The 19,424-nt window shown below is 57.6% G+C and carries 20 protein-coding genes and 7 tRNA genes; 13 read left to right on the top strand and 14 right to left on the bottom strand.

What is annotated here, in order from left to right:
* Nucleotides 1-619 precede the first annotated feature (619 nt).
* Nucleotides 620-826, bottom strand: coding sequence for a hypothetical protein (locus GYM47_RS18285; protein ID WP_153842354.1), 207 nt, complete (start codon nucleotides 824-826; stop codon nucleotides 620-622).
* 162 nt (nucleotides 827-988) lie between these two features.
* Here GYM47_RS18285 and GYM47_RS05575 point away from each other — a divergent pair, with 162 nt between their 5' ends.
* The 5 genes from GYM47_RS05575 (at nucleotide 989) to radC (ending at nucleotide 4,213) form a co-directional block, all read left to right on the top strand.
* The gene (locus tag GYM47_RS05575; protein WP_153842353.1) at nucleotides 989-1,957 is read left to right on the top strand and encodes a DUF932 domain-containing protein; all 969 of its coding nucleotides are present in this window, start codon (nucleotides 989-991) and stop codon (nucleotides 1,955-1,957) included.
* A gap of 116 nt (nucleotides 1,958-2,073) precedes the next feature.
* Nucleotides 2,074-2,259 (top strand): hypothetical protein, encoded by a 186-nt coding sequence (locus tag GYM47_RS05570; RefSeq protein ID WP_153842352.1) that lies wholly within the window; start codon nucleotides 2,074-2,076, stop codon nucleotides 2,257-2,259.
* A gap of 10 nt (nucleotides 2,260-2,269) precedes the next feature.
* Nucleotides 2,270-3,034, top strand: a complete 765-nt coding sequence (locus GYM47_RS05565; RefSeq protein ID WP_231125523.1) for an ERF family protein — start codon at nucleotides 2,270-2,272, stop codon at nucleotides 3,032-3,034.
* Nucleotides 3,035-3,092: 58 nt separating this feature from the next.
* Nucleotides 3,093-3,704, top strand: coding sequence for a lambda exonuclease family protein (locus GYM47_RS05560; protein ID WP_153842351.1), 612 nt, complete (start codon nucleotides 3,093-3,095; stop codon nucleotides 3,702-3,704).
* A gap of 11 nt (nucleotides 3,705-3,715) precedes the next feature.
* Nucleotides 3,716-4,213, top strand: coding sequence for a RadC family protein (radC, locus tag GYM47_RS05555; RefSeq protein WP_153842350.1), 498 nt, complete (start codon nucleotides 3,716-3,718; stop codon nucleotides 4,211-4,213).
* 126 nt (nucleotides 4,214-4,339) lie between these two features.
* Here radC and GYM47_RS05550 read toward each other — a convergent pair whose 3' ends face one another.
* A complete protein-coding gene (locus tag GYM47_RS05550; RefSeq protein WP_153842349.1) occupies nucleotides 4,340-4,543 on the bottom strand; it encodes a helix-turn-helix transcriptional regulator in 204 nt (67 codons plus the stop codon).
* A gap of 496 nt (nucleotides 4,544-5,039) precedes the next feature.
* On the opposite strand from GYM47_RS05550, the gene GYM47_RS05545 reads away from it, so the two are divergent.
* Complete coding sequence (locus tag GYM47_RS05545) at nucleotides 5,040-5,933, top strand: hypothetical protein (RefSeq protein WP_153842348.1); 894 nt, start codon at nucleotides 5,040-5,042, stop codon at nucleotides 5,931-5,933.
* 367 nt (nucleotides 5,934-6,300) lie between these two features.
* On the opposite strand, the gene GYM47_RS05540 is transcribed toward GYM47_RS05545, so the two are convergent.
* The 6 genes from GYM47_RS05540 to GYM47_RS05515 form a co-directional block, all read right to left on the bottom strand.
* Nucleotides 6,301-6,388: transfer RNA gene (locus GYM47_RS05540), tRNA-Ser, on the bottom strand.
* A 91-nt stretch (nucleotides 6,389-6,479) separates the two neighbouring features.
* Nucleotides 6,480-6,986, bottom strand: coding sequence for a YiiD C-terminal domain-containing protein (locus GYM47_RS05535; RefSeq protein WP_153842347.1), 507 nt, complete (start codon nucleotides 6,984-6,986; stop codon nucleotides 6,480-6,482).
* Nucleotides 6,987-7,017: 31 nt separating this feature from the next.
* Nucleotides 7,018-7,578 (bottom strand): nitroreductase family protein, encoded by a 561-nt coding sequence (locus tag GYM47_RS05530; RefSeq protein WP_139525501.1) that lies wholly within the window; start codon nucleotides 7,576-7,578, stop codon nucleotides 7,018-7,020.
* Nucleotides 7,579-7,605: 27 nt separating this feature from the next.
* Nucleotides 7,606-8,439 (bottom strand): NADPH-dependent 7-cyano-7-deazaguanine reductase QueF, encoded by an 834-nt coding sequence (queF, locus tag GYM47_RS05525; protein WP_153842346.1) that lies wholly within the window; start codon nucleotides 8,437-8,439, stop codon nucleotides 7,606-7,608.
* Nucleotides 8,440-8,501: 62 nt separating this feature from the next.
* Nucleotides 8,502-9,275 carry an ABC transporter permease gene (locus GYM47_RS05520; RefSeq protein ID WP_139525499.1) on the bottom strand — a complete coding sequence of 258 codons (774 nt, stop codon included), beginning with the start codon at nucleotides 9,273-9,275 and terminating at the stop codon, nucleotides 8,502-8,504.
* Nucleotides 9,272-10,234, bottom strand: a complete 963-nt coding sequence (locus GYM47_RS05515) for an ABC transporter ATP-binding protein (protein WP_139525498.1) — start codon at nucleotides 10,232-10,234, stop codon at nucleotides 9,272-9,274. Before GYM47_RS05515 ends, GYM47_RS05520 begins: the two co-directional genes overlap by 4 nt.
* Nucleotides 10,235-10,507: 273 nt before the next feature.
* Between GYM47_RS05515 and GYM47_RS05510 the strand changes: the two genes are divergently transcribed.
* Entirely contained in the window at nucleotides 10,508-12,139 is a 1,632-nt protein-coding gene (locus GYM47_RS05510; RefSeq protein ID WP_153842345.1) for a methyl-accepting chemotaxis protein, read from the top strand.
* Between the two features lie 159 nt (nucleotides 12,140-12,298).
* On the opposite strand, the gene GYM47_RS05505 is transcribed toward GYM47_RS05510, so the two are convergent.
* The 6 genes from GYM47_RS05505 to GYM47_RS05480 all read right to left on the bottom strand — a co-directional run bounded on the left by GYM47_RS05505 (nucleotide 12,299) and on the right by GYM47_RS05480 (nucleotide 12,856).
* Nucleotides 12,299-12,373: transfer RNA gene (locus GYM47_RS05505), tRNA-Gly, on the bottom strand.
* Between the two features lie 32 nt (nucleotides 12,374-12,405).
* Nucleotides 12,406-12,481: transfer RNA gene (locus GYM47_RS05500), tRNA-Glu, on the bottom strand.
* Between the two features lie 4 nt (nucleotides 12,482-12,485).
* A tRNA-Gly gene (locus tag GYM47_RS05495) sits at nucleotides 12,486-12,560 on the bottom strand.
* 40 nt (nucleotides 12,561-12,600) lie between these two features.
* Nucleotides 12,601-12,676, bottom strand: a tRNA-Glu gene (locus GYM47_RS05490).
* Nucleotides 12,677-12,680: 4 nt separating this feature from the next.
* Nucleotides 12,681-12,755 (bottom strand) — tRNA-Gly (locus tag GYM47_RS05485).
* 25 nt (nucleotides 12,756-12,780) lie between these two features.
* Nucleotides 12,781-12,856: transfer RNA gene (locus GYM47_RS05480), tRNA-Glu, on the bottom strand.
* A 363-nt stretch (nucleotides 12,857-13,219) separates the two neighbouring features.
* Here GYM47_RS05480 and GYM47_RS05475 point away from each other — a divergent pair.
* From GYM47_RS05475 to ylqF, 6 genes are all read left to right on the top strand, one after another.
* Nucleotides 13,220-14,323: a TRAP transporter substrate-binding protein gene (locus GYM47_RS05475; protein ID WP_139525496.1), complete on the top strand. Its 1,104-nt coding sequence runs from the start codon at nucleotides 13,220-13,222 to the stop codon at nucleotides 14,321-14,323.
* A 1-nt stretch (nucleotide 14,324) separates the two neighbouring features.
* The gene (locus GYM47_RS05470) at nucleotides 14,325-14,834 is read left to right on the top strand and encodes a TRAP transporter small permease subunit (protein ID WP_153842344.1); all 510 of its coding nucleotides are present in this window, start codon (nucleotides 14,325-14,327) and stop codon (nucleotides 14,832-14,834) included.
* A 3-nt stretch (nucleotides 14,835-14,837) separates the two neighbouring features.
* Nucleotides 14,838-16,163, top strand: a complete 1,326-nt coding sequence (locus GYM47_RS05465) for a TRAP transporter large permease (protein WP_153842343.1) — start codon at nucleotides 14,838-14,840, stop codon at nucleotides 16,161-16,163.
* A 27-nt stretch (nucleotides 16,164-16,190) separates the two neighbouring features.
* Nucleotides 16,191-17,777, top strand: coding sequence for a gamma-glutamyltransferase family protein (locus GYM47_RS05460; RefSeq protein ID WP_153842342.1), 1,587 nt, complete (start codon nucleotides 16,191-16,193; stop codon nucleotides 17,775-17,777).
* Between the two features lie 208 nt (nucleotides 17,778-17,985).
* On the top strand, nucleotides 17,986-18,384 hold the full coding sequence (gene msrB, locus GYM47_RS05455) for a peptide-methionine (R)-S-oxide reductase MsrB (RefSeq protein ID WP_153842341.1): 399 nt from the start codon (nucleotides 17,986-17,988) through the stop codon (nucleotides 18,382-18,384).
* 80 nt (nucleotides 18,385-18,464) lie between these two features.
* Nucleotides 18,465-19,418 carry a ribosome biogenesis GTPase YlqF gene (ylqF, locus tag GYM47_RS05450; protein WP_153842340.1) on the top strand — a complete coding sequence of 318 codons (954 nt, stop codon included), beginning with the start codon at nucleotides 18,465-18,467 and terminating at the stop codon, nucleotides 19,416-19,418.
* The last annotated feature ends 6 nt before the right edge of the window (nucleotides 19,419-19,424 follow it).

The following is a 19,424-nucleotide window of genomic DNA, read 5'->3' as shown; positions in this document are numbered from 1 at the left end:
GTCACCAGAAAGGAGGCCTGCCCATCGCGACCAAAGATTCCCTACCTGAGGACGTGTCGTGATTCGGCTTCGCCGTCACTCCCTCGATGCTTTCTCCGGTGTCTTTCTCGCTGTCAGGGAGTCGGTGCGATCCTTTGGGGGATCGTCCCTCCCAGTCTTTCGCCTCTCTCTCCTGTTCTGCCTTGTGGGCTCTTACTACGTGAGCCCATTGCTCTCTCTGAGTCTACTGGTTATCCCTATTAGAGCTATTGGCTATAACTAATAACATACAAAGCCAAATTAGCATGGATGGCTCAGGTAGAGACTACGGGGAGACAAGAGCTATCAAGGACGGTATCCACCAGGAAGTTGGGCCGTAAGCGATTGAAAAAGTTAGTGTCGAAGACAAGGCTCGCCATGGGAATACTGGCTGCCCACCTACCGATTCGATTCAAAATAATCTCAGCCCTGTATTACCTCCATGAAGCTGTCAGGCGATAGCTTCGATGAACGTTCACACCACACGACAGGAGGTAAGCGCATGTCGATTCATTGTCCGAGCTGCGGCTCGCATCACGTCATCACCCGCAACATCGGTCGCAAGGTCGGCGGCACAACCGGAGCGGTGGCGGGCACCGCATCAGGCGCTGCCGGGGCTTTGTCGGGGGCCAAGGCTGGTGCCCTGGTTGGTGCGGTGGGTGGTCCTCTGGGGGCAACCATTGGCAGTCTGGCCGGGGCCGTCTTTGGCGGTCTGGTCGGGGGCACCGCAGGCGGCATCGCCGGTGCCCGGTTGGGTGAGGAGCTGGACACCAAGGTACTCGACAACGTTGAGTGCTGTCGCTGCCATCACACCTTCCGGCCCCACGCCGAGTAACCATGGAGCGTGTCGCTCCGCTCCCGGTCATCTCTTCTCTCGTCTTTTCCTTTCACACGCATTCACGGTTAGCCCGCTGCCCTGGAGGTGGCGGGCCTTTATGCCGTGATAAACACTCAAGCAGGAGTCATTCTCATGGCCCATCTGATCGAGCAAATGGCTTACATCGGGGACACGCCCTGGCATGGCCTGGGGCAGCAACTGTCGCGTCATCAACCGCTGGAAGTATGGCGGGAACAAGCCGGGATGGACTGGCACATCAAGGAGTCCCCGGTGCGCTTTATTGCCGATGGCGCTGGGCACCTGGGCAGCATCCACTCCTTCCCGGAGCAGAAGGTGCTTTACCGCTCCGACACCCGAACCCCGCTGTCGGTGGTCTCCCAGCGCTACAAGGTGGTCCAGCCCGAGGAGGTGCTGGAGTTCTACCGCGACCTCACCGAGTACGCCGGCTACGAACTGGAGACCGCCGGGGTGCTCAAGGGCGGCCGCAAGTTCTGGGCGCTGGCCCGTAGTGGCCTAGGGACGGCGCTGAAGGGGCAGGATCAAGTGAATGCCTATCTGCTGCTGGCGACCTCCTGTGACGGGTCACTTGCCACGGTGGCGACGCCCACCTCGGTACGGGTGGTCTGCAACAACACCCTGACCATCGCCGTGGATGGCATGGCCCAGGGCGTGAAGGTTCCGCACAGCACCGAGTTCCGCCCGCAACTGGTGAAGCAGCAGCTGGGCATCTCGGTCTCGCAGTGGGACGACTTCATGTACCGCATGAAGACCCTGGCCGAGCGCAAGGTGAGCCAGGAGGAGATCCAGAGCTACTTCCAGTCGGTGATCTGCAACGCCGAGGAGCCGCAGGACGATCCCTCCAAGCTGCCCAACGTCCGGGCACTGAATCGCGTCCAGAAGCTGTTCCATGGGGAGGGGCGTGGAGCGCAGCTCTGCACCGCCCAGGGCACGGCCTGGGGCCTGCTCAACGCCATCACCGAGTACGTCGACCACGAGAAGCGTGCTCGCAGCAACGACTACCGTATGGACTCCGCCTGGTTCGGCCAGGGGGCGAGCCTCAAGGACAAGGCGCTGGAATCGGCCATGGCGCTGGTGGCCTGATTGGCTCCATCGGCAGCGACATCAGCAGTAAGCCTCGTCACTTCATCCAACCCATTCCCATCACGGCATAGCGCCCGGCCCACCTCGGCCGGGCGTTTCTGCTTCTGGAGGATTCCATGTCATCGCGACTGTCATTCGAGATCTGCCGCGCCCTGACCCAGCTGACCCGTCAGCTGCTGGGGGCCGGCGAGCGTGAAGCCCAGACCCATGTGCTGGCCAAGGGCCAGGTCTACCGCGTGGTCGTCTCCCTGGAGCCGGTGCCCACCGAGCAGCTCCCGGACGTCATCAACCGCTACCTGTGAGGTGATTCCCATGGCAACGCCCATTCCTCCCCAGAGCCGTCGGGGCAGTCAGCCCAACGGCCAGCTCACTCCCGAGCCGATGGCTCAGCCCCTGCAGGAGAGCACCGCGATCATCCAGGTGATCGAGCGGGCCGCCCTCAACCCCGAGGTCGACATCGACAAGATGGAGCGCCTGCTGCAGATGCAGGAGCGCGTACTCGACCGCCAGGCGCTGATGGCTTACAGCACCGCCATGGCGGCCATGCAGACCGAACTGCCCAGTATCGCCGAGCGGGGCCGCACCAACACCGGCTGCTACGCCACCCTGGAGGACATCGTCGACACCGTCAGGCCGATCATGAAGAAGCATGGCTTCGCGGTGAGCTTCCGCATCCAGACCCAGGAACGCGGCATTCAGGTGACCGGTGTGCTGATGCACAAGGACGGACACCGCGAGGAGACCAGCATGCTGCTGCCGGCCGATACCAGCGGCAGCAAGAACGCCGTGCAGGCCTTCGGCTCCTCCACCAGCTACGGCAAGCGCTATGTGTTGTGCGCCTTGCTCAACATCACCACCCGCGGCCAGGACGACGACGGCCATGCCGCGGCACCGGTAAAGCTCGTCACGCCCTTCCAGGCGGGACAGATCCGGCAGCTGATCGCCGCCTGTCCTTCCGCCACCCAGGAGTGGTTCGTCGGCAAGTACGGCGATGCCGAGCAGGTGCCGCGCGACGACTTCGACAGGCTACGCGCCTCGCTGCAAAAGCGAGCACTAACTAACTGTCAACAGCACTGACAACCCGGCGAGGGGCGTTCCCTCGCTGGCTATGCCGCATTTCACCAAGGAGATTGTCATGCAGATCCTGACACTGGAACAGGGCACGCCTGAGTGGCATGCCGCCCGTCTCGGCATCGTCACCATGTCCGAGTTGAAGACCCTACTGGTCAAGGGCAAGGGGCCGGGTGGCTTCGGTACCGGGGCGCTGAGCTACATGCACCAGCTGATCGGTGAGCGCATTACCGGCGAGCCCTCGGATGCCTTCCAGGGCAACGCCCACACCCAGCGCGGTCATGAGCTCGAGCCCGTGGCCCGGGAGCTCTATCACGAAGCCACCGGTCTGCCCCGTCTGGAGCAGGTGGGCATCATCCTCAACCACGGGGCGGGCTACTCCCCGGATTGCTTGGTGGACAACAACGGCCTGGTGGAGATCAAGACCAAGCTGCCTAAATACCAGATTGAGCTGCTGCTGGCCGATGAGCTGCCCCAGGAGCACCTGGCCCAGTGCCAGGGCGGCCTGTGGGTCAGCGAGCGGGAGTGGATCGACTTCGTCAGCTACTGGCCGGGGATGCCGCTGTTTGTGAAGCGCGCCTACCGGGACGAGGACATGATCCGGACCATCGCGGAGCGCGTCGAGGCGTTCTACGAAGAGCTGGAGCGCCGCATGGCCATGGTCATGGCGGCTTGAGGAGAGACACCATGAATCACCGTAAGCTGAGTGCCGGCGAGACCGCCGGCACCTATCGCATCACCGCCCCGGTAACAGAGGCGGAACTCTTGAGCATCGCCAAGGCCTTTTCTCGTCGACGGTTGGCCAAGGGGCGCAAGATCACCCAGCCAGCGCTGGCGTTCGAGTACCTACAGATCCTTTTGCAGGACTACGAGTACGAGGTGTTCAGCGCCGTCTTCCTCGACAGCCAGCACCGCGTTATCAGCTTCGAGGAGCTGTTCCGCGGCACCATCGACTCGGCCAGCGTCTACCCACGCGAGGTGGTCAAGCAGGCTTTGGCCAACAACGCCGCCGCTGTGATTTTTGTACATAACCATCCATCTGGCGATCCCAAACCAAGTGATTCTGATCGACGTATCACTCAGCGACTTCAAGAAGCTCTTAGACTTATTGAGGTGAGAGTAATTGACCACATTGTAGTCGGTAACGACGGTTGCTCTTCATTTGCAGACCTTGGATACCTATAACTTCGCGACATATAGGCTACTGTGACGCCGGTGGGCGTCACAGTAGCCTATGGGGAGACAGAATTTTTTTTATTCCAAGAGAGTGGCACGCATTATACTGATGCGCAGGAGATACGAACCTCAGCATCAGGGTACTACTAAAGCAGTTTCATCATCCCGCTCCCTTATTCTTTCAAGAATCCAGTCTTCCACTTCGCTTTCAACCCAAGCAACGTTCCTAACTCCCAGAGAAACTGGCTTTGGAAAGCTACCATCAGAAATGTACTTGTAGATAGTTGAACGTGAGAGCCCTGTGTTATCCATGACCTTTGCAAGCTTGATGAGCCTCATGAGAAAGTCTCCGATTTGATCCCATGAGATAGGCCATGCATGTGAAAAATTACTAAAAGTCACTCCCGTCGGGGCGGCTCAGGATTAAGCGGATCCCATCCTGTCTCAACCATATAGTCGGACTGGATGGCTGATAACCCCAATCTTTAAAATGAGTCATTCAAGGCTGCGCCGGCTAAACTAAACATCCACACCACTGTTCGCCCACAGCTCACCCATAGAAGAAACCAGGGGCTCGCAGCCCCCCCCCTTGCATTCAGCAGGAAAATCAAGATGAATCTGCGATTCATGCCGAAAAAAAGTCAGTAAACCATTGTATTTATTAAGAATCGCAGGCTTTTTGGTAATAATAAAAATTCGCAAAATTTACAGAAAAACCTTGAAATCCTATCGATATCCATACAGAATTGTTTCTAGAAAAACACAAAAATACTACGTAGTTCTGCTGTTGCTCAAAAAATATCGAGATTTAGTTAAACTAGAAAGGAAGCAAATAATGGCTGTTCTCATAGGAACCAAGCATAAAGAATTTAAAGGCCTGAAAGGAATGTCCGGAAGGGATTTTGTTTTTTATGCGCACCTGCTTAGCTCTAGTTTCAAAATATTTAATGCCGTCACTTCAACCCCCGGCGCGTGCATGCAGGAAGTATTAAGCTATCTATCCAGATATACAGGCAGCGATAGATCTGAACAAATCAATTGGCTTAACTCTCAACGAAACTTAAGCCTGCTACCAGACGAGCACTTCGAATGGATAAAGATTGATGAGCGTGTATGTTGCTGGGCTTGGGGATGGCTGATGACAAGTCATCTAAGCAGTCCAGTTTTCAACAATGACGGAAGTATGTCTTATCCTCCTACGACTGAGTTTCAAAATAGCTTGAAAACATTTCCTACCAACACAAGGGAACGATTTAATTCGATAGTTTATTTTTTCGATACCAGATCAGTAAATTTAGAAGAAAAGAAGCAGGATATTGAGAAGATGAAAGCAACATGGATGTCGGTTTTGGATAGCCCGCATCCGTTGAAATTTATCGATCCTTCAAATGAGTTACAGTGCGCCTGGGCGTGGGAGTACTTGCAAAAACATGGTGCCAGCATGTCCATTTTCAGCCCGACAAACAATAAAGAGAAATACCTTTCAGCCGTTGCCTCCATGGACTTAGCTGGTGTCCATAGGGATACAAAAAGAATTTTCCTGATGAACATGAAGAAGGCATGTGATCAGAAAAAATATCGCGAGAAACTAAAAGGTAAAAAACCTTTAAATACATTCATCAACGAAGATTCCAAGCAGAGACTTAATTGGCTAGCCAAGCAGCGCGGGCAAAATATAAACAAGACACTCGAGTGGCTAATCGACAAAGAATATGACAGTCATGTTTGAGAATATTGAGCGGACCTCCCGGGAGGAGTGCTCCAAGTCACGGTCCGCAGTCTCACCCTTGATGACCTCGATCTAGTCCTATGCCCTGCATGCGTGCTGCTATCCAGGCACTGAAGGGCCATAGAAGACGTAATTGATCTCTGGGCCAAGGGTCGGCTACAGCCGAGGAGTGACAGGGCACCAATGACGTTGCCGAGCGAAAGGCTGGCATCTGACCCCGGACCGCTGCCACAGAAGGCGAAGGATGGCTCAAGGGGGCTGAATGACACGGTCCCCCATTACAAAAACGACTGGGGGACTGAGTGGGGGACTGGAGATAGCCTGAAAAAGAAAAAGCCGCTGAAATCAGCGGCTTATCTATATTCGGTGGCGGAGAGGGAGGGATTCGAACCCTCGAAGCCTTTCGACTTACACACTTTCCAGGCGTGCTCCTTCGACCACTCGGACACCTCTCCACATTGTTGCTCTGCCGTCGGGCGCTGCCTTTCTCAACAGAACGGCGCGTATTCTATGGCCTAAGCCGTGAAATAGCAAGCCTTTTCCTGATTAGGCATTGGGCAGCACGGCGTAGCGTCCGTGGGCTTCTAAACAGAGTGCATCACCGCAGTAGAGCTGATGGGTCAATTCGATACTGCCTTTGCCTCGCTCGTTGAGTTTGTCGGCAAGCTGGACAGGGCCCTCCGGATGGCTGGGCGTGCAGATGAGGCGATAGTCCCTTGTGACCGGAGCAAGAAACCGTTGGTCGGCCTCGGCGACCACCACGTCTTGCGCTCTGCCCTGCTGACGAAGCCACAGAGTGACCCAACACCAGCCTTGCAGCGTGGTTTGCGCGGTCAGTGCTCCGCCGAAGCCAGTGCCTTTGTCATTGAGATTAGGCGTAAGCGCCAGTTGCCACGTGAGCGCGCCATTGGCTTGACTCATATGGGTAATACCCAGCGCCTCTACCATAGGGATGGCGGCTTCTAGCCAACGTTGAAAAGCCCGCAGATCCTCCTCCCCGTCTGGTAACGGCAAACGAGGGTATGGCATACCCGGCTGACGCGTATGGCGCATGTTGCTCTCCTTCATCGCTAGGCGGCGTGCATTAGCGCCAGTGCTCGACGAAACTTGCCGCGTCGTGCTTTGGCACGGGTTTGTGACGTCCGCCCAGGCTGCCGAGGTAGATGAACGCCACGACCTCGTCCTCCTCATCGAGACCAAGACCTTTACGCACCACCGGATCAAAAGCGTACTTACCGCTGCGCCACATGGCTCCCAGGCCCAACGCGTGGGCGGCCAGCAGAATGCCGTGAGCCGCACAGCCAGCAGAGATCACCTGCTCCATTTTGGGTACTTTGGGAATATCCGGAGTGACCTTGGCAATCACGGCAATGATCATCGGCGCGCGTAACGGCTTTTTACGCGCGGCATCGAGCGTATCATCGCTGACGCTGGGGTCTTCCTGAAACTCCGCTTCGGCAAACAGCTCGCCTAGGCGCTCCCGGCCTTCGCCAGTAAACTCGATGAAGCGCCACGGGCGCAGTTCTTTGTGGTCAGGGGCACGCAGGGCCGCCTGATAAATGGCGCTGAGCTGATCGGCGTTAGGGGCAGGCTCGGCGAGCTTGCCCATGGAACTACGTTCGTGAAGCAGCGTGAGTGCGTCCATGGAAACTCCTATCCATTGAGGTGAGCGTTACTGGCGCGCCAAGCGCAGAGGGCTGGGAGGGGCAAGGCCCGGTGTGGCACGCCACGGACTGATGTCCAAGCCGCCGCGTCGCACGTAGCGCGCCAACACCAGCAACTCTTCCGGCTTCGCCTGCTGCATTAAATCAGTGAAGATATGCTCGACACAGTGCTCGTGAAAATCCTGGTGCTGCCGGTAGCCAATCAGGTAGCGCAGTAGCCCTTCTCGGTCGAGTTTGGGACCTTTATAGCGAATCAAGACGCTTCCCCAATCCGGCTGACCGGTCACCGGGCAATTGGATTTTAGCAGATGCGAATGCAGCGTCTCCTCGACGATCTCATCACTGATAGCAAGGTGCATGGCACTCGGGGTGTAATCGCTCACCTCGATATCCAGGTCGTCCAGGCACTCACCCGGCAGTCGCTTGGGCGCCAGCTCACTATCATCAACGCCCAACAGCTCGACGCTAACGCTGGCACCGGCAGCGCGGCTCAGGTCGTGTACCAACGTCTCCTCTACCTCGGTCTGGCTAGCAAAGCGCGTTTGGTTGAGACTGTTGAGATAGAGCTTCCAAGATTTGGACTCGATGAGATGCGGCGAGCTGGCGGGTAAGCGAAAACGCGCCACCGCGACGATGGGTTTACCGCGCGCGTTGAGCCAAGAGACCTCGAAAGCATGCCACTCGTCTTCACCGACGAACGGCAGCGTACGCTCGTCGATGCCCAGCGGCGCACGGTTGGCTGCGCGAGGAATGGGGTATAGAAGCCCCGCGTCGTACTGCTCCGGGTAAGTGGAGTCGCGCCCCAAGGGCGCGTGTTCTAAGGTATCGGGGCGATGTGCCATGGACACTCTCTCAGTCGTGCGATGTCAATGAAGGCATGTCGGTGGGCGGCCGTTACCACCCATTAGCTGCGAATGCCTTTGCCGCGCTCTAGCATGGTCAGCGCGACCATGAATAGCACGATGATAAAGGCAAAAATAGCGGCCAGTGCCCAGCCTACCGGAATATCGGAAACGCCCAAAAAGCCGTAGCGAAAGACGTTCACCATATACAAGATCGGGTTGAGCATCGATACGCCCTGCCAGAAATCCGGCAGCATCGAAATCGAGTAGAACACGCCACCCAAATAGGTCAATGGGGTCAGAATGAACGTCGGCACGATAGAGATATCGTCGAATTTATTCGCCAGCAGCGCGTTGATAAATCCGCCAATGGAGAACAGCGCCGAGGTCAGCACCACGACCAGTATCGTCAATAACGGATGTTCGACCGTCAAACGGGTGAAGAACAGCGATACCAGAGTAACGATCAACCCCACGCCCAACCCCCGCGCCATGCCGCCGAGTATGAACCCGGAGAGAATCACGCCGTTGGGCATGGGTGACACCATCATCTCTTCGATGGAGCGTTGAAACTTGTTGGAGAAGAAGCTGGACGCCACGTTGGAGTAACTGTTGGTGATCACCGACATCATGATCAGTCCTGGCACAATGAAGTCCATATAGCTGAAGCCGTCCATATCACCAATGCGCGACCCGATCAGGTTACCAAAAATGATGAAATACATGGCCATGGTAATCGACGGCGGCAGCAGGGTTTGCGGCCAGATACGGGTAAAACGCTTGATCTCTTTGAGCACCAACGTCCAAAGGGCCACCAGAGTTTGCATGATATTCATGCGCTGGCCTCCTGTTGCTCACGCTGATCAATGGCCTGCTGGCTGCTCTCTACCATGGAAACGAACATCTCCTCTAGGCGGTTGGCACGGTTACGCATGGAGACCACCTGAATCCCCTGCGCACTCAGCGCACTGAACACATCGTTCAGCTGCTGGCCACGGTGAATGACCAGCGCCAACTGGGACGGCTCGATCTGCTGTAGCTCGAATCCTTCGATGGCAGGCACGCGTGTCAACGGTTCGGCCAGGTCCAAGAGAAAAGTCTCGGTGTCCAGCTCCGCCAACAGCTCGCGCACGCTGGTATTCCGTACGATCTCACCGTGGTTGATGATGGCGATATTGCGACACAGGCTCTCGGCCTCTTCGAGATAGTGCGTCGTCAGGATGATCGTCGTGCCCTCATCGCGGTTGATGCGGCGCATGTACTCCCACATGCTGCGGCGGAGTTCGATATCGACGCCCGCCGTGGGCTCGTCGAGAATCAGCAGTTTGGGACGATGCATCAACGCGCGGGCAATCATTAGGCGGCGCTTCATGCCCCCCGAGAGCATCCGCGCGCTACCGTTGCGTTTTTCCCACAGCCCTAGATCGGTCAAGAGCTGCTTGGCGCGGGGCAGCGCTTCGCTGCGCTTCATACCGTAATAGCCTGCCTGAGCCAGCACGATATCCAGCACCTTCTCGAACTGGTTGAAGTTGAACTCTTGAGGCACCACGCCGAGCTGATACTTCGCCTTGGCGAAGTCCTTATCGATGTCGATCCCAAAAATCGACACCTTGCCCGCCGTTTTCTGCACCAGCGAACACACGACGCCTAGGGTGGTGGACTTTCCTGCGCCGTTGGGGCCCAACAGCGCAAAAAAATCGCCCTGCTGGACGTCTAGATCGATACCTTTTAACGCTTGAAAGCCGTTGCCATACGCTTTGGTAAGGCCACGGATCGACAATGCCGGTTCGGCCATGAACATGTCCTGTCAGCAAGTGGGGAAGCATAAAGCGATAAGAGTAAGATATCGGGGCACGCGTATATTTTTTCAAGTTAGCAGCATAAAGCGCGTCAAAGCCTTTTCCATGCTGCTGGTTGCCCTCTATTAAGCACTACATTAAGTGACACTTTGCCACTCGATTACTGCGGCAGCGCTCAAGTTAATACTTTAGTATTAGGCCAGTGCCTGCCTAGCTAGGCAGCAGCACCTCAAGGGAACATACTGATCATACAAGAGAGCCTATCGATAATGAGCACCGCCATTACCTCGCCCTCCGGCGCTAATACCCATCTCTCGCCATCAGAGTCGTCTGCCTCCACACAAAAAAAGCTATCCACACTGCCGCTGCGCCGCCAACGATGGCTGGGCGTCGTTGTTCTTTGGTTGATTCTGGCGATGATGATCACGATCAACGCTTGGCAAAGCCGCGCGTTGCTGTATGCCGAGCGCGAACAGCGCATGGTCACCGCCGTGGATATCGCCGTGTCTACGCTGGAGCATTACCATCAGCTTGCCGAACAGGGCCAGCTCTCCATGCCAGAAGCGCAGCGACAAGCCTTCAACACCCTACGCGACGTGCGCTTCGGCGAAGAGGACAACTACCTGTTCGCGTTCAACGGCAGCCTGCGCATGCTTGCTCACCCAAGCCGTGACGTAGGAGAGGACATTTCGCAAGTCAAAGACCCCGAGGGGACGCTGATCTTCCAAACCATTCTGGATAATACGCAGCAAGCCGGCAGTGGCTTTACCGAGTACTTCTCCAACTTTGCTCGTGGGGGCGACGCCAAGCCCAAAGTGCGCGCTTACTCAGCCGCCTTTACGCCGTGGGATGTCTACGTGGCTAGCGGCGTGTTCGTCGGTGACGTCAGTAGTACCATCATGCGCCAGCTCGTCAAAAGCATCTTGGTAGGCATCGTGGCAGGCGCGCTGGTCACGCTGGCCTTTTGGGGCATGATCTCTCTCATTCTACGCCGACTAGGCGGGGAACCGCGCTATGCCGCAGGCGTGGTATCACGCATCGCGCAAGGCGATTTGACGGCCCCTGTGGCGCTTCATCCCAACGACACGAGCAGCCTGCTGCATGACATTTGTCAGATGCGCGACAAACTACACGATGCCATGCAGGAGATTCATGCCACCAGCACGTCCGTAGACCATAACGCAGGCGATATCGCCGCAGGCAATCAAGAGCTTTCATCGCGCACCGAGCAGCAGGCCGCCGCGCTTCAACAGACGTCCTCCAGCATGGAAGAAGTGACCGCCACGGTTCGCCAAACCGCTGACAGCGTCGAGCAGGCGAAAGCACTGGTCAACAGTGCGAATGAAACGTCTCAGGCGGGCCAGAAAGCCATCGGTGATACAGTGGCGTCCATGAAGGAGATAACAGCCGAAGCGGATAAAATCACCGAGATCGTCACGCTGATCGACAGCATTGCTTTCCAGACCAATATTTTGGCGCTCAACGCTTCGGTCGAGGCCGCCCGCGCGGGTGAGCATGGCCGGGGGTTCGCAGTAGTGGCTGGTGAAGTTCGCCAGCTAGCCAACCGCTCGGCCAACGCGGCGCATGAGATCAAAGGCTTGATCAATACCTCCAACGCCCAGGTCAGCAACGGCGCCAACTTAGTGGATGCCGCCAAACAGCGCATGCAGGAGATCGATCAGCGCATCCAGCGCGTCAACGAGCTGTTTACCGACATCACTACCGCGACCCATGAACAGACGCGCGGCATCGAGCAGATCAACGTCGCCATTGCTCAGCTCGATCAAGCCACCCAGGACAACGCCGCCATGGTTCAGCAAACTGCTCTGTCTGCTCACGACTTGAAGCAGCGCTCCCAGTCGCTCAATAGCGTCGTCGGCCACTTCACCCTAGTGGATTGACCCACCCACTGCCCAGGCCCTGCGCCTGGGCACGCCCACCCTACGTATCGGTCAACGCAACACACGCGCACACGAAAGCGCCGCAACGAGGCGGTAGCAACATTTTTCGAAAGGGGATTAAAAAAAGGGAGTATGTAACGAAACAAGAAGGGGTTTGCATGGAGCGGGAAAAGAGATTCGAACTCTCGACCCTCGCCTTGGCAAGGCGATGCTCTACCACTGAGCTATTCCCGCAACGCAAACATGCAACGATGCTTTAGAGTGAGTGGCGTCCCATAGGGGGTTCGAACCCCTGTTCCCGCCGTGAAAGGGCGGTGTCCTAGACCACTAGACGAATGGGACGTGCTGGAGCGGGAAAAGAGATTCGAACTCTCGACCCTCGCCTTGGCAAGGCGATGCTCTACCACTGAGCTATTCCCGCTAAACAGGCTGTCTCACTATTAGCATTTCTGCTATCGGATTGGCGTCCCATAGGGGGTTCGAACCCCTGTTCCCGCCGTGAAAGGGCGGTGTCCTGGACCACTAGACGAATGGGACGTACTGGAGCGGGAAAAGAGATTCGAACTCTCGACCCTCGCCTTGGCAAGGCGATGCTCTACCACTGAGCTATTCCCGCAACTCCGATACCTGAACGACTTAATTGGCGTCCCATAGGGGGTTCGAACCCCTGTTCCCGCCGTGAAAGGGCGGTGTCCTAGACCACTAGACGAATGGGACGTTTCATTGCCTCGTCGAGGTGGCGCGTATATTACTCAGGACGAGGGTCGAGTGTCAAGCACTCTGATATCAAAACATTAATTGATGGTTCATGAGGCAGTAAGGTGGCTCAAAACAAACGCTGCGCAATTGTAGTGCCTAACAGAGTGTTTACAGCGCGCATACGCATCACATCGGTGCACTTGCCGCTACTGAGTTCATCGACCGTGTAGCCCTCCTGTTCTCTGACAGTAACGACAAACCGCTAAAAATCTTTCATTTACAATAAAATCGATTTTTTGGCACACCCCTTGCAGTCTCATTAACGATCCAACGACGTAACTGCTCCACGACTCTTCGCTTCCCGACTGCTTGAGGTGCCTTATGTCTTTTACTCGTCGCAAGTTTCTTACCACCGCTGCACTGACCTCCACGGCTGGCTTAGTGCTTGGCGCACCTAGTGTGGCAAGCGCTCAATCCTCCGAGCGCTTCAACTGGCGCATGACCAACGCTTACAGCCCCGGCTCGCCCTTCTATGTCGAAGGCCCCGGCAGCCCTACCGATGTGATTGCCAAGATCAACGCGATGTCCGGCGGGCGTTTGAACATCCAGCACTTCGCAGCGGGTGAATTGATTCCTGCACTGGAAGGGTTCGAAGCCGTGCAGAGCGGCACCATCCAAATGAACGCAGCCAACAGCTACTTCTGGTCGGGCACCACCTTTGCCGCTCAATACTTCACCACCGTGCCCTTCGGCATGAGCTTCATGGGGCATATGGCATGGCTCTACCACGGCGGCGGCTTAGAACTGTGGGAAGAGGTCTATGCTCCTTACGGCATGGTCGCCCTACCGCTCAACAACACTGGCGTGCAGATGACTGGCTGGTTCCGCGAGCCCATCGAGGATATCGGACAACTCAACGGTTTACGCATGCGCGTGCCCGGCCTTGCAGGCAAAGTCTACTCGGCACTGGGCGTCGATGCCCGTGTACTGCCCGGCGGTGAAATTTTCCCGGCGCTAGAGCGTGGCGTGATCGACGCCGCTGAGTTCGTTGGCCCGTATCAAGACCGCCGCATGGGGCTGCAAAACGCGGCCAAGTTCTATCACACCACGGGCTGGCATGAACCCTCTACTACCGGCGAGCTGCTCATTTCCAAGCAGCACTGGGACGAACTGCCGGAAGACCTGAAGATGATCGTGAAGAGCGCCTGCATGGCCGCATGTCTTGAGAGTGTCACCTGGTCCGAAGCGGTGAACGGCGAAGCGATGACCGACCTGGTCGATAACCACGGCGTCACCGCCAGCATGCTGCCCGACCCCGTAGTGAATGCCCTGCGCGAAGCCACCATGGATACGCTGGCCACCGAAGCCAACGCCGACCCAATGGTGCGCAAAGTCCACGACAGCTACATGGCCTTCAAGGCCAACCATGACCGCTGGGCAGGCGCCAGCGAACGCGCTTGGTTAAACGACATCATTGGGGTGTGATATGCAAACCGTGGAACGCGTTGTCCACGGGATCGAGGCGGTGGTCCGGCTATTTGGCTGGATCGCCGCTTGGATCTGCGTGGTACTGGTGGCCCTAGTCGCAGGCGATGTGGTGATGCGCTACCTGTTCAGCATTGGCGCCGTGTGGCTACAAGAGTTGCAGTGGCACTTGATCTCCCCCATTGCGCTATTCGGTATGTCGTACCTTTTGTTCATGGGCGAACAGGTGCGGGTCGATGTGTTTTACGAGCGCTTTCCGGAAGCCTTACAGCGGGTGATCGAAGTGATTGGCGGCTTGCTGCTGCTGGCCATGGGGCTCTATATCGCCTGGTTAACGCTGCCCTGGGTCGAGCAGTCCTATCTTCGGAACGAGGCCTCTCCCAACCCAGGCGGCCTGCCGCTGCGCTGGGTGCTCAAAGCTCTTATCCCCTTCGGGTTTCTTTTATTGGCGCTTCAGGGCTTGGCCCATGCGCTGCGCCAAGGGTTTGCTCTACCAAACCGAGGTGAATAACGCATGTCTCCTAATGAGTGGCTCGCGATCGGCATGATCGTCGCCTTTTTTGTACTGCTGTTAATCGGCATTCCGGTAGCGATCAGTATTGCCGTCACGGCTTTTGTATTTGGCTATCTCGGCTTTGGCCCTGTGCTATTTAACCTGCTGCCCTCGCGCATTTACGGCGTGGTGACCAACTACACCTTCATGGCGATACCCCTGTTCGTGTTCATGGGCGTCATGCTGGAGAAATCGAAGCTAGCCGAAGAGCTGATCGATGTGATTGGCCACTTGTTCGGCGGGCTTTCCGGCGGGATGGGCGTGGCGATTATTTTCGTTGGCGTGCTGTTAGGAGCCGCTACCGGTATCGTGGGCGCGACTATCGTCACCCTGGGCCTGCTGACACTGCCCACCCTGCTTCGCAGAGGCTACCCCAAAACCTTGGCCACCGGCATGATTTGCGCCTCAGGCACATTGGGCCAAATCATTCCGCCTAGCTTGGTACTCATTCTATTGGCCGAAATCCTGGGTGAATCGGTGGGCACGATGTTCGCCGCTGCCATGGTCCCCGGGTTAGCGCTAGCGGGTATCTACATCGTGGCGATTTTAGTGGTGGCACAGCTTTATCCCGGCATGATGCCCCCCATCCCGGCAGAAGAGCGCGCTGAGCTTAGCAAAAGGCAGTTACTGTACAAGGTGATGACGGTAGTGGGTCCACCCGTGGGTCTGGTGTTTGCAGTACTCGGCTCCATTATTGGCGGCATTGCGGCTCCCACGGAAGCCGCCGCCATGGGCGCGCTGGGGGCGTTGGTGTTCGTTGCCTGCTCGGGACGGTTGACCATATCGCTATTAAGCGACGTGGCCAAAGCCACGCTAGTGATCTCCGCCATGGTCTTTTTTATTTTAATCAGCGCGCAGGTCTTTGGCCTTGCCTTCCGCGGGCTGGGGGGCGAACACTTGGTAGAACGCATGTTTGACTGGGTGCCCGGTGGCGAGTTTGGCGCACTGCTGTTCATGCTACTACTGATGTTCGTGCTGGGTTTCTTCTTGGAATGGATCGAAATTAGCTATATTGCTCTACCGCTCTTTTTGCCCTTCTTTATACAGATGGGCGTGGATATGGTGTGGCTGGGTATTTTAGTGGGACTGGTGCTGCAAACATCGTTTCTTACCCCGCCCTTTGGCTGGTCGCTATTTTTCTTGAAAGGCGTCGCGCCCAAAGAGGTGACCACACTGGATATCTACAAAGGGGCGCTACCCTTTATCGGGCTGCAATTTTTAGCCGTGGCGCTAGTGTTTATGTTCCCAAGCATAGCCACGTGGCTACCCGATGCCATTGGCTGGTAACCACAACTAATAACAAAGGACTCTTCAATGCTCCACACCCAACGTAGTTACGGCGGCAGCTGTGTCGCGTCACACCACTTGGCCGCCAGCGCCGGTCGCGATGTTTTGAAACAGGGTGGCAACGCTGTCGAAGCCATGGTCGCAGCAGCAGCGGCCATCGCCGTGGTCTACCCACACATGAACGCCCTGGGGGGCGACGGTTTTTGGTTGATTCACGAGCCCGGCAAATCGCCAGTGGCCATCGACGCTTGCGGCCCCGCTGCACAACTCGCCAACGGCGATTTTTACGCCGGGGAATCGCACATCCCTGAACGCGGCCCAAAAGCCGCGCTTACCATGGCAGGCACGATTAGTGGCTGGCAGGAAGCGCTCAATGTGGCGGCGGGTTGGGGTAACGCGCTGCCGCTGACCACGCTGCTGGCCGACGCCATTCGTCACGCCGATGAAGGGGTGGCCGTTTCGCAAAGCCAGGAAACGCTCACCGCCAAACACCTGGAGCGCTTGCGCCAAAGCCCCGGCTTCAGCGATGCCCTGCTGCTTGACGGTCAAGTCCCCCGCGAAGGCGAGCGCCTGCGCCAGCCCCGCCTGGCGAAGACGTTGAAACGCCTCGCCAGCGCCGGGCTGGAAGACTTCTACCGGGGTGAACTCGCCGCCAGCATGGCGAAGGATCTGGAGGCACTCGGCAGCCCACTACGCTTAGCCGATTTTCACGCTTACCGCGCTCAGCAAGTCACACCGCTGCACGTGCGCCTCAACGACGCAACACTGTATAACCTGCCCGCGCCTACTCAAGGCATGGCATCGCTGATGATTTTGGGCATTTACGAGCGCGTTAAAGCCGCCGAGCCCAATGGCTTTGACCACCTGCACGGGTTAATTGAAGCCACCAAACGCGCCTTTATGCTGCGCGACCGCTACGTTACAGACCCACACCGAGTTCCCACGCCGCTACAGGAGCTTCTCAGCGAAGAGCGCATTGGTGCAGAAGCTGCCGAGATTAATCCTAACCAGGCGCTACCTTGGCCTCACGAACCTGCGCCCGGCGATACTATTTGGATGGGCACCGTCGACAGCGAAGGCCGCTCGGTGAGCTTTATTCAGAGCATCTACTGGGAGTTTGGCAGCGGCGTGGTACTGCCTGAGAGCGGCGTGCTGTGGCAAAACCGCGGCATTAGCTTCTCGCTCGACCCTGACGATTTACGCGGTTTAGCCCCTGGCCGCAAACCCTTCCACACGCTCAACCCCGCGCTGGCACTGTTCAACGATGGGCGCACGATGGTGTACGGCACCATGGGCGGCGAAGGCCAGCCGCAAACTCAAGCCGCCGTGTTCTCCCGCTACGCGCTGCACGGCATGCCACTGCAGCAAGCCGTCACCGCACCGCGCTGGCTATTGGGGCGCACCTGGGGAGAGTCCAGCACTAACCTGAAATTAGAAGAGCGCTTTGATGACCGCTTAGTGGCCGAACTTGCCACCGCAGGCCACGACGTAGAGGTACTGCCAGAGGCGTTCAGCGACACCATGGGCCACGCAGGCGGCATCGTGCGCCACCCGAATGGCCTGATCGAGAGCGCCCACGACCCGCGCAGCAACGGGGGAGCGGCTAGCGTGTAAGGAGCCTTCAGCGGGTGTTTAAGGAGCCTTCAGCGGTTTAGTGTGGAAAGCGACTGGCGGATTTTATCACTTTCGCACATGCTGAACTTGGACAGGCGGCCCATTGTCGTTAGCCTTGCCGCACTCGCTACGATGCGTGCTAACGCTAATAGGCTAGCCGCCTTAGACAGCCTCTGATAAACGGCAACCAGAGGGAGAGGAGATTCCCATGGCGAAAATTGAAAAATCCCCCGACGAGTGGCGCAAGCAGCTCACGCCCGAGCAGTACCGGGTTGCCCGGGAGAAAGGCACCGAACGACCGTTTACCGGAGATCACCAGGTAAGCGATGCTCAAGGTATTTACCACTGCGTTTGCTGCCACGCGCCACTGTTCGAGAATGAGCATAAGTTCGATGCGGGCTGCGGCTGGCCCAGCTTTGATCGCCCACTGGGGGCTCGTTGTGTCGAGGAGCACCGCGATACGTCCCACGGCATGACTCGCACCGAAGTGGTCTGCTCGCACTGCGACGCTCATCTGGGCCACGTCTTTCCGGATGGACCTCCTGACACCACCGGTTTGCGCTACTGTATCAACTCCGTCTCGTTGGAGTTCCACCCCGACGAGTAACCTTTGAAAGGAAGCACGGCAAGGCGGGCACCATCTGCTAGAATGGTCGCCCGCTTTTTTTGTGCTTGTAGGAGACCCCCATGCTCGGCTGGTTCCCCGGACATATGAATAAGGCCCGCCGCCAGATCAAGGACGCGCTGCCAGAAATCGATGTGGTCATCGAGGTGCTCGACGCGCGCCTGCCCTACTCCAGCGCCAACCCGATGCTGGCCGAGCTGACTCGCCATAAGCCGGTGCTGAAAATTCTTTCCCGCGCCGACTTGGCCGACCCCGTTCGTACCGACGAGTGGGTGGCCTTTTTTGATGCCCAGGCAGACACCCGCGCTCTGGCGATTACCACCACACAGACCCGCGAGCTCAAGAAGATTCCCAAACTGTGCCACGAGCTGGCCGGTGCGGTGCGTGCCGACCGCGATGTACGCGTGATGGTGATGGGCATCCCTAACGTCGGTAAATCGACGCTGATCAACGGCTTGGCCGGTCGCAAAATTGCCAAAACCGGTAACGAGCCGGCGGTCACCAAGCGCCAGCAAAAAGTGCGCATCGACGGGCGTGTCGCGCTGATCGACACCCCCGGAGTGCTGTGGCCGAAAATCGAAGACCAAGCGAGCGCCTACCGTTTGGCGGCTAGCGGTGCGATTCGCGATACTGCCATCGAGTATACCGACGTGGCCATCGTTGCCTGCGCAGAGCTCGCCAAACGCTACCCCGCCGAGCTCACCGCCCGTTACAAGCTCAAAGCGCTGCCCACCTACGCAGCCCCCGAGTCAGATGACGTAGATGCCGACGGGCCGAAAAGGCCCGACTTCCTGGCGCTGGCCGGGTTCGATGGTCACGCCATTCTCAAAGAGATTGCCGGTAAACGCGGTGGCCTGCGCCCCGGCGGCGAAGTGGATCTTCACCGTGGCGCCGAGGTGCTGCTGCATGAGCTACGCGATGGAAAGCTTGGCCGGGTAACGCTTGAAACCCCCGCAGACATTCCGCCGCCGCCCGAGCAAAACGACCAAGACAGCCCGGCCCTATCCGACGCATAATAAGCC

It is taken from the genome of Vreelandella piezotolerans, from assembly GCF_012427705.1.
In the GTDB taxonomy this organism is placed as follows: domain Bacteria; phylum Pseudomonadota; class Gammaproteobacteria; order Pseudomonadales; family Halomonadaceae; genus Vreelandella; species Vreelandella piezotolerans.
This window is presented reverse-complemented; position numbering and strand designations above follow the sequence as displayed.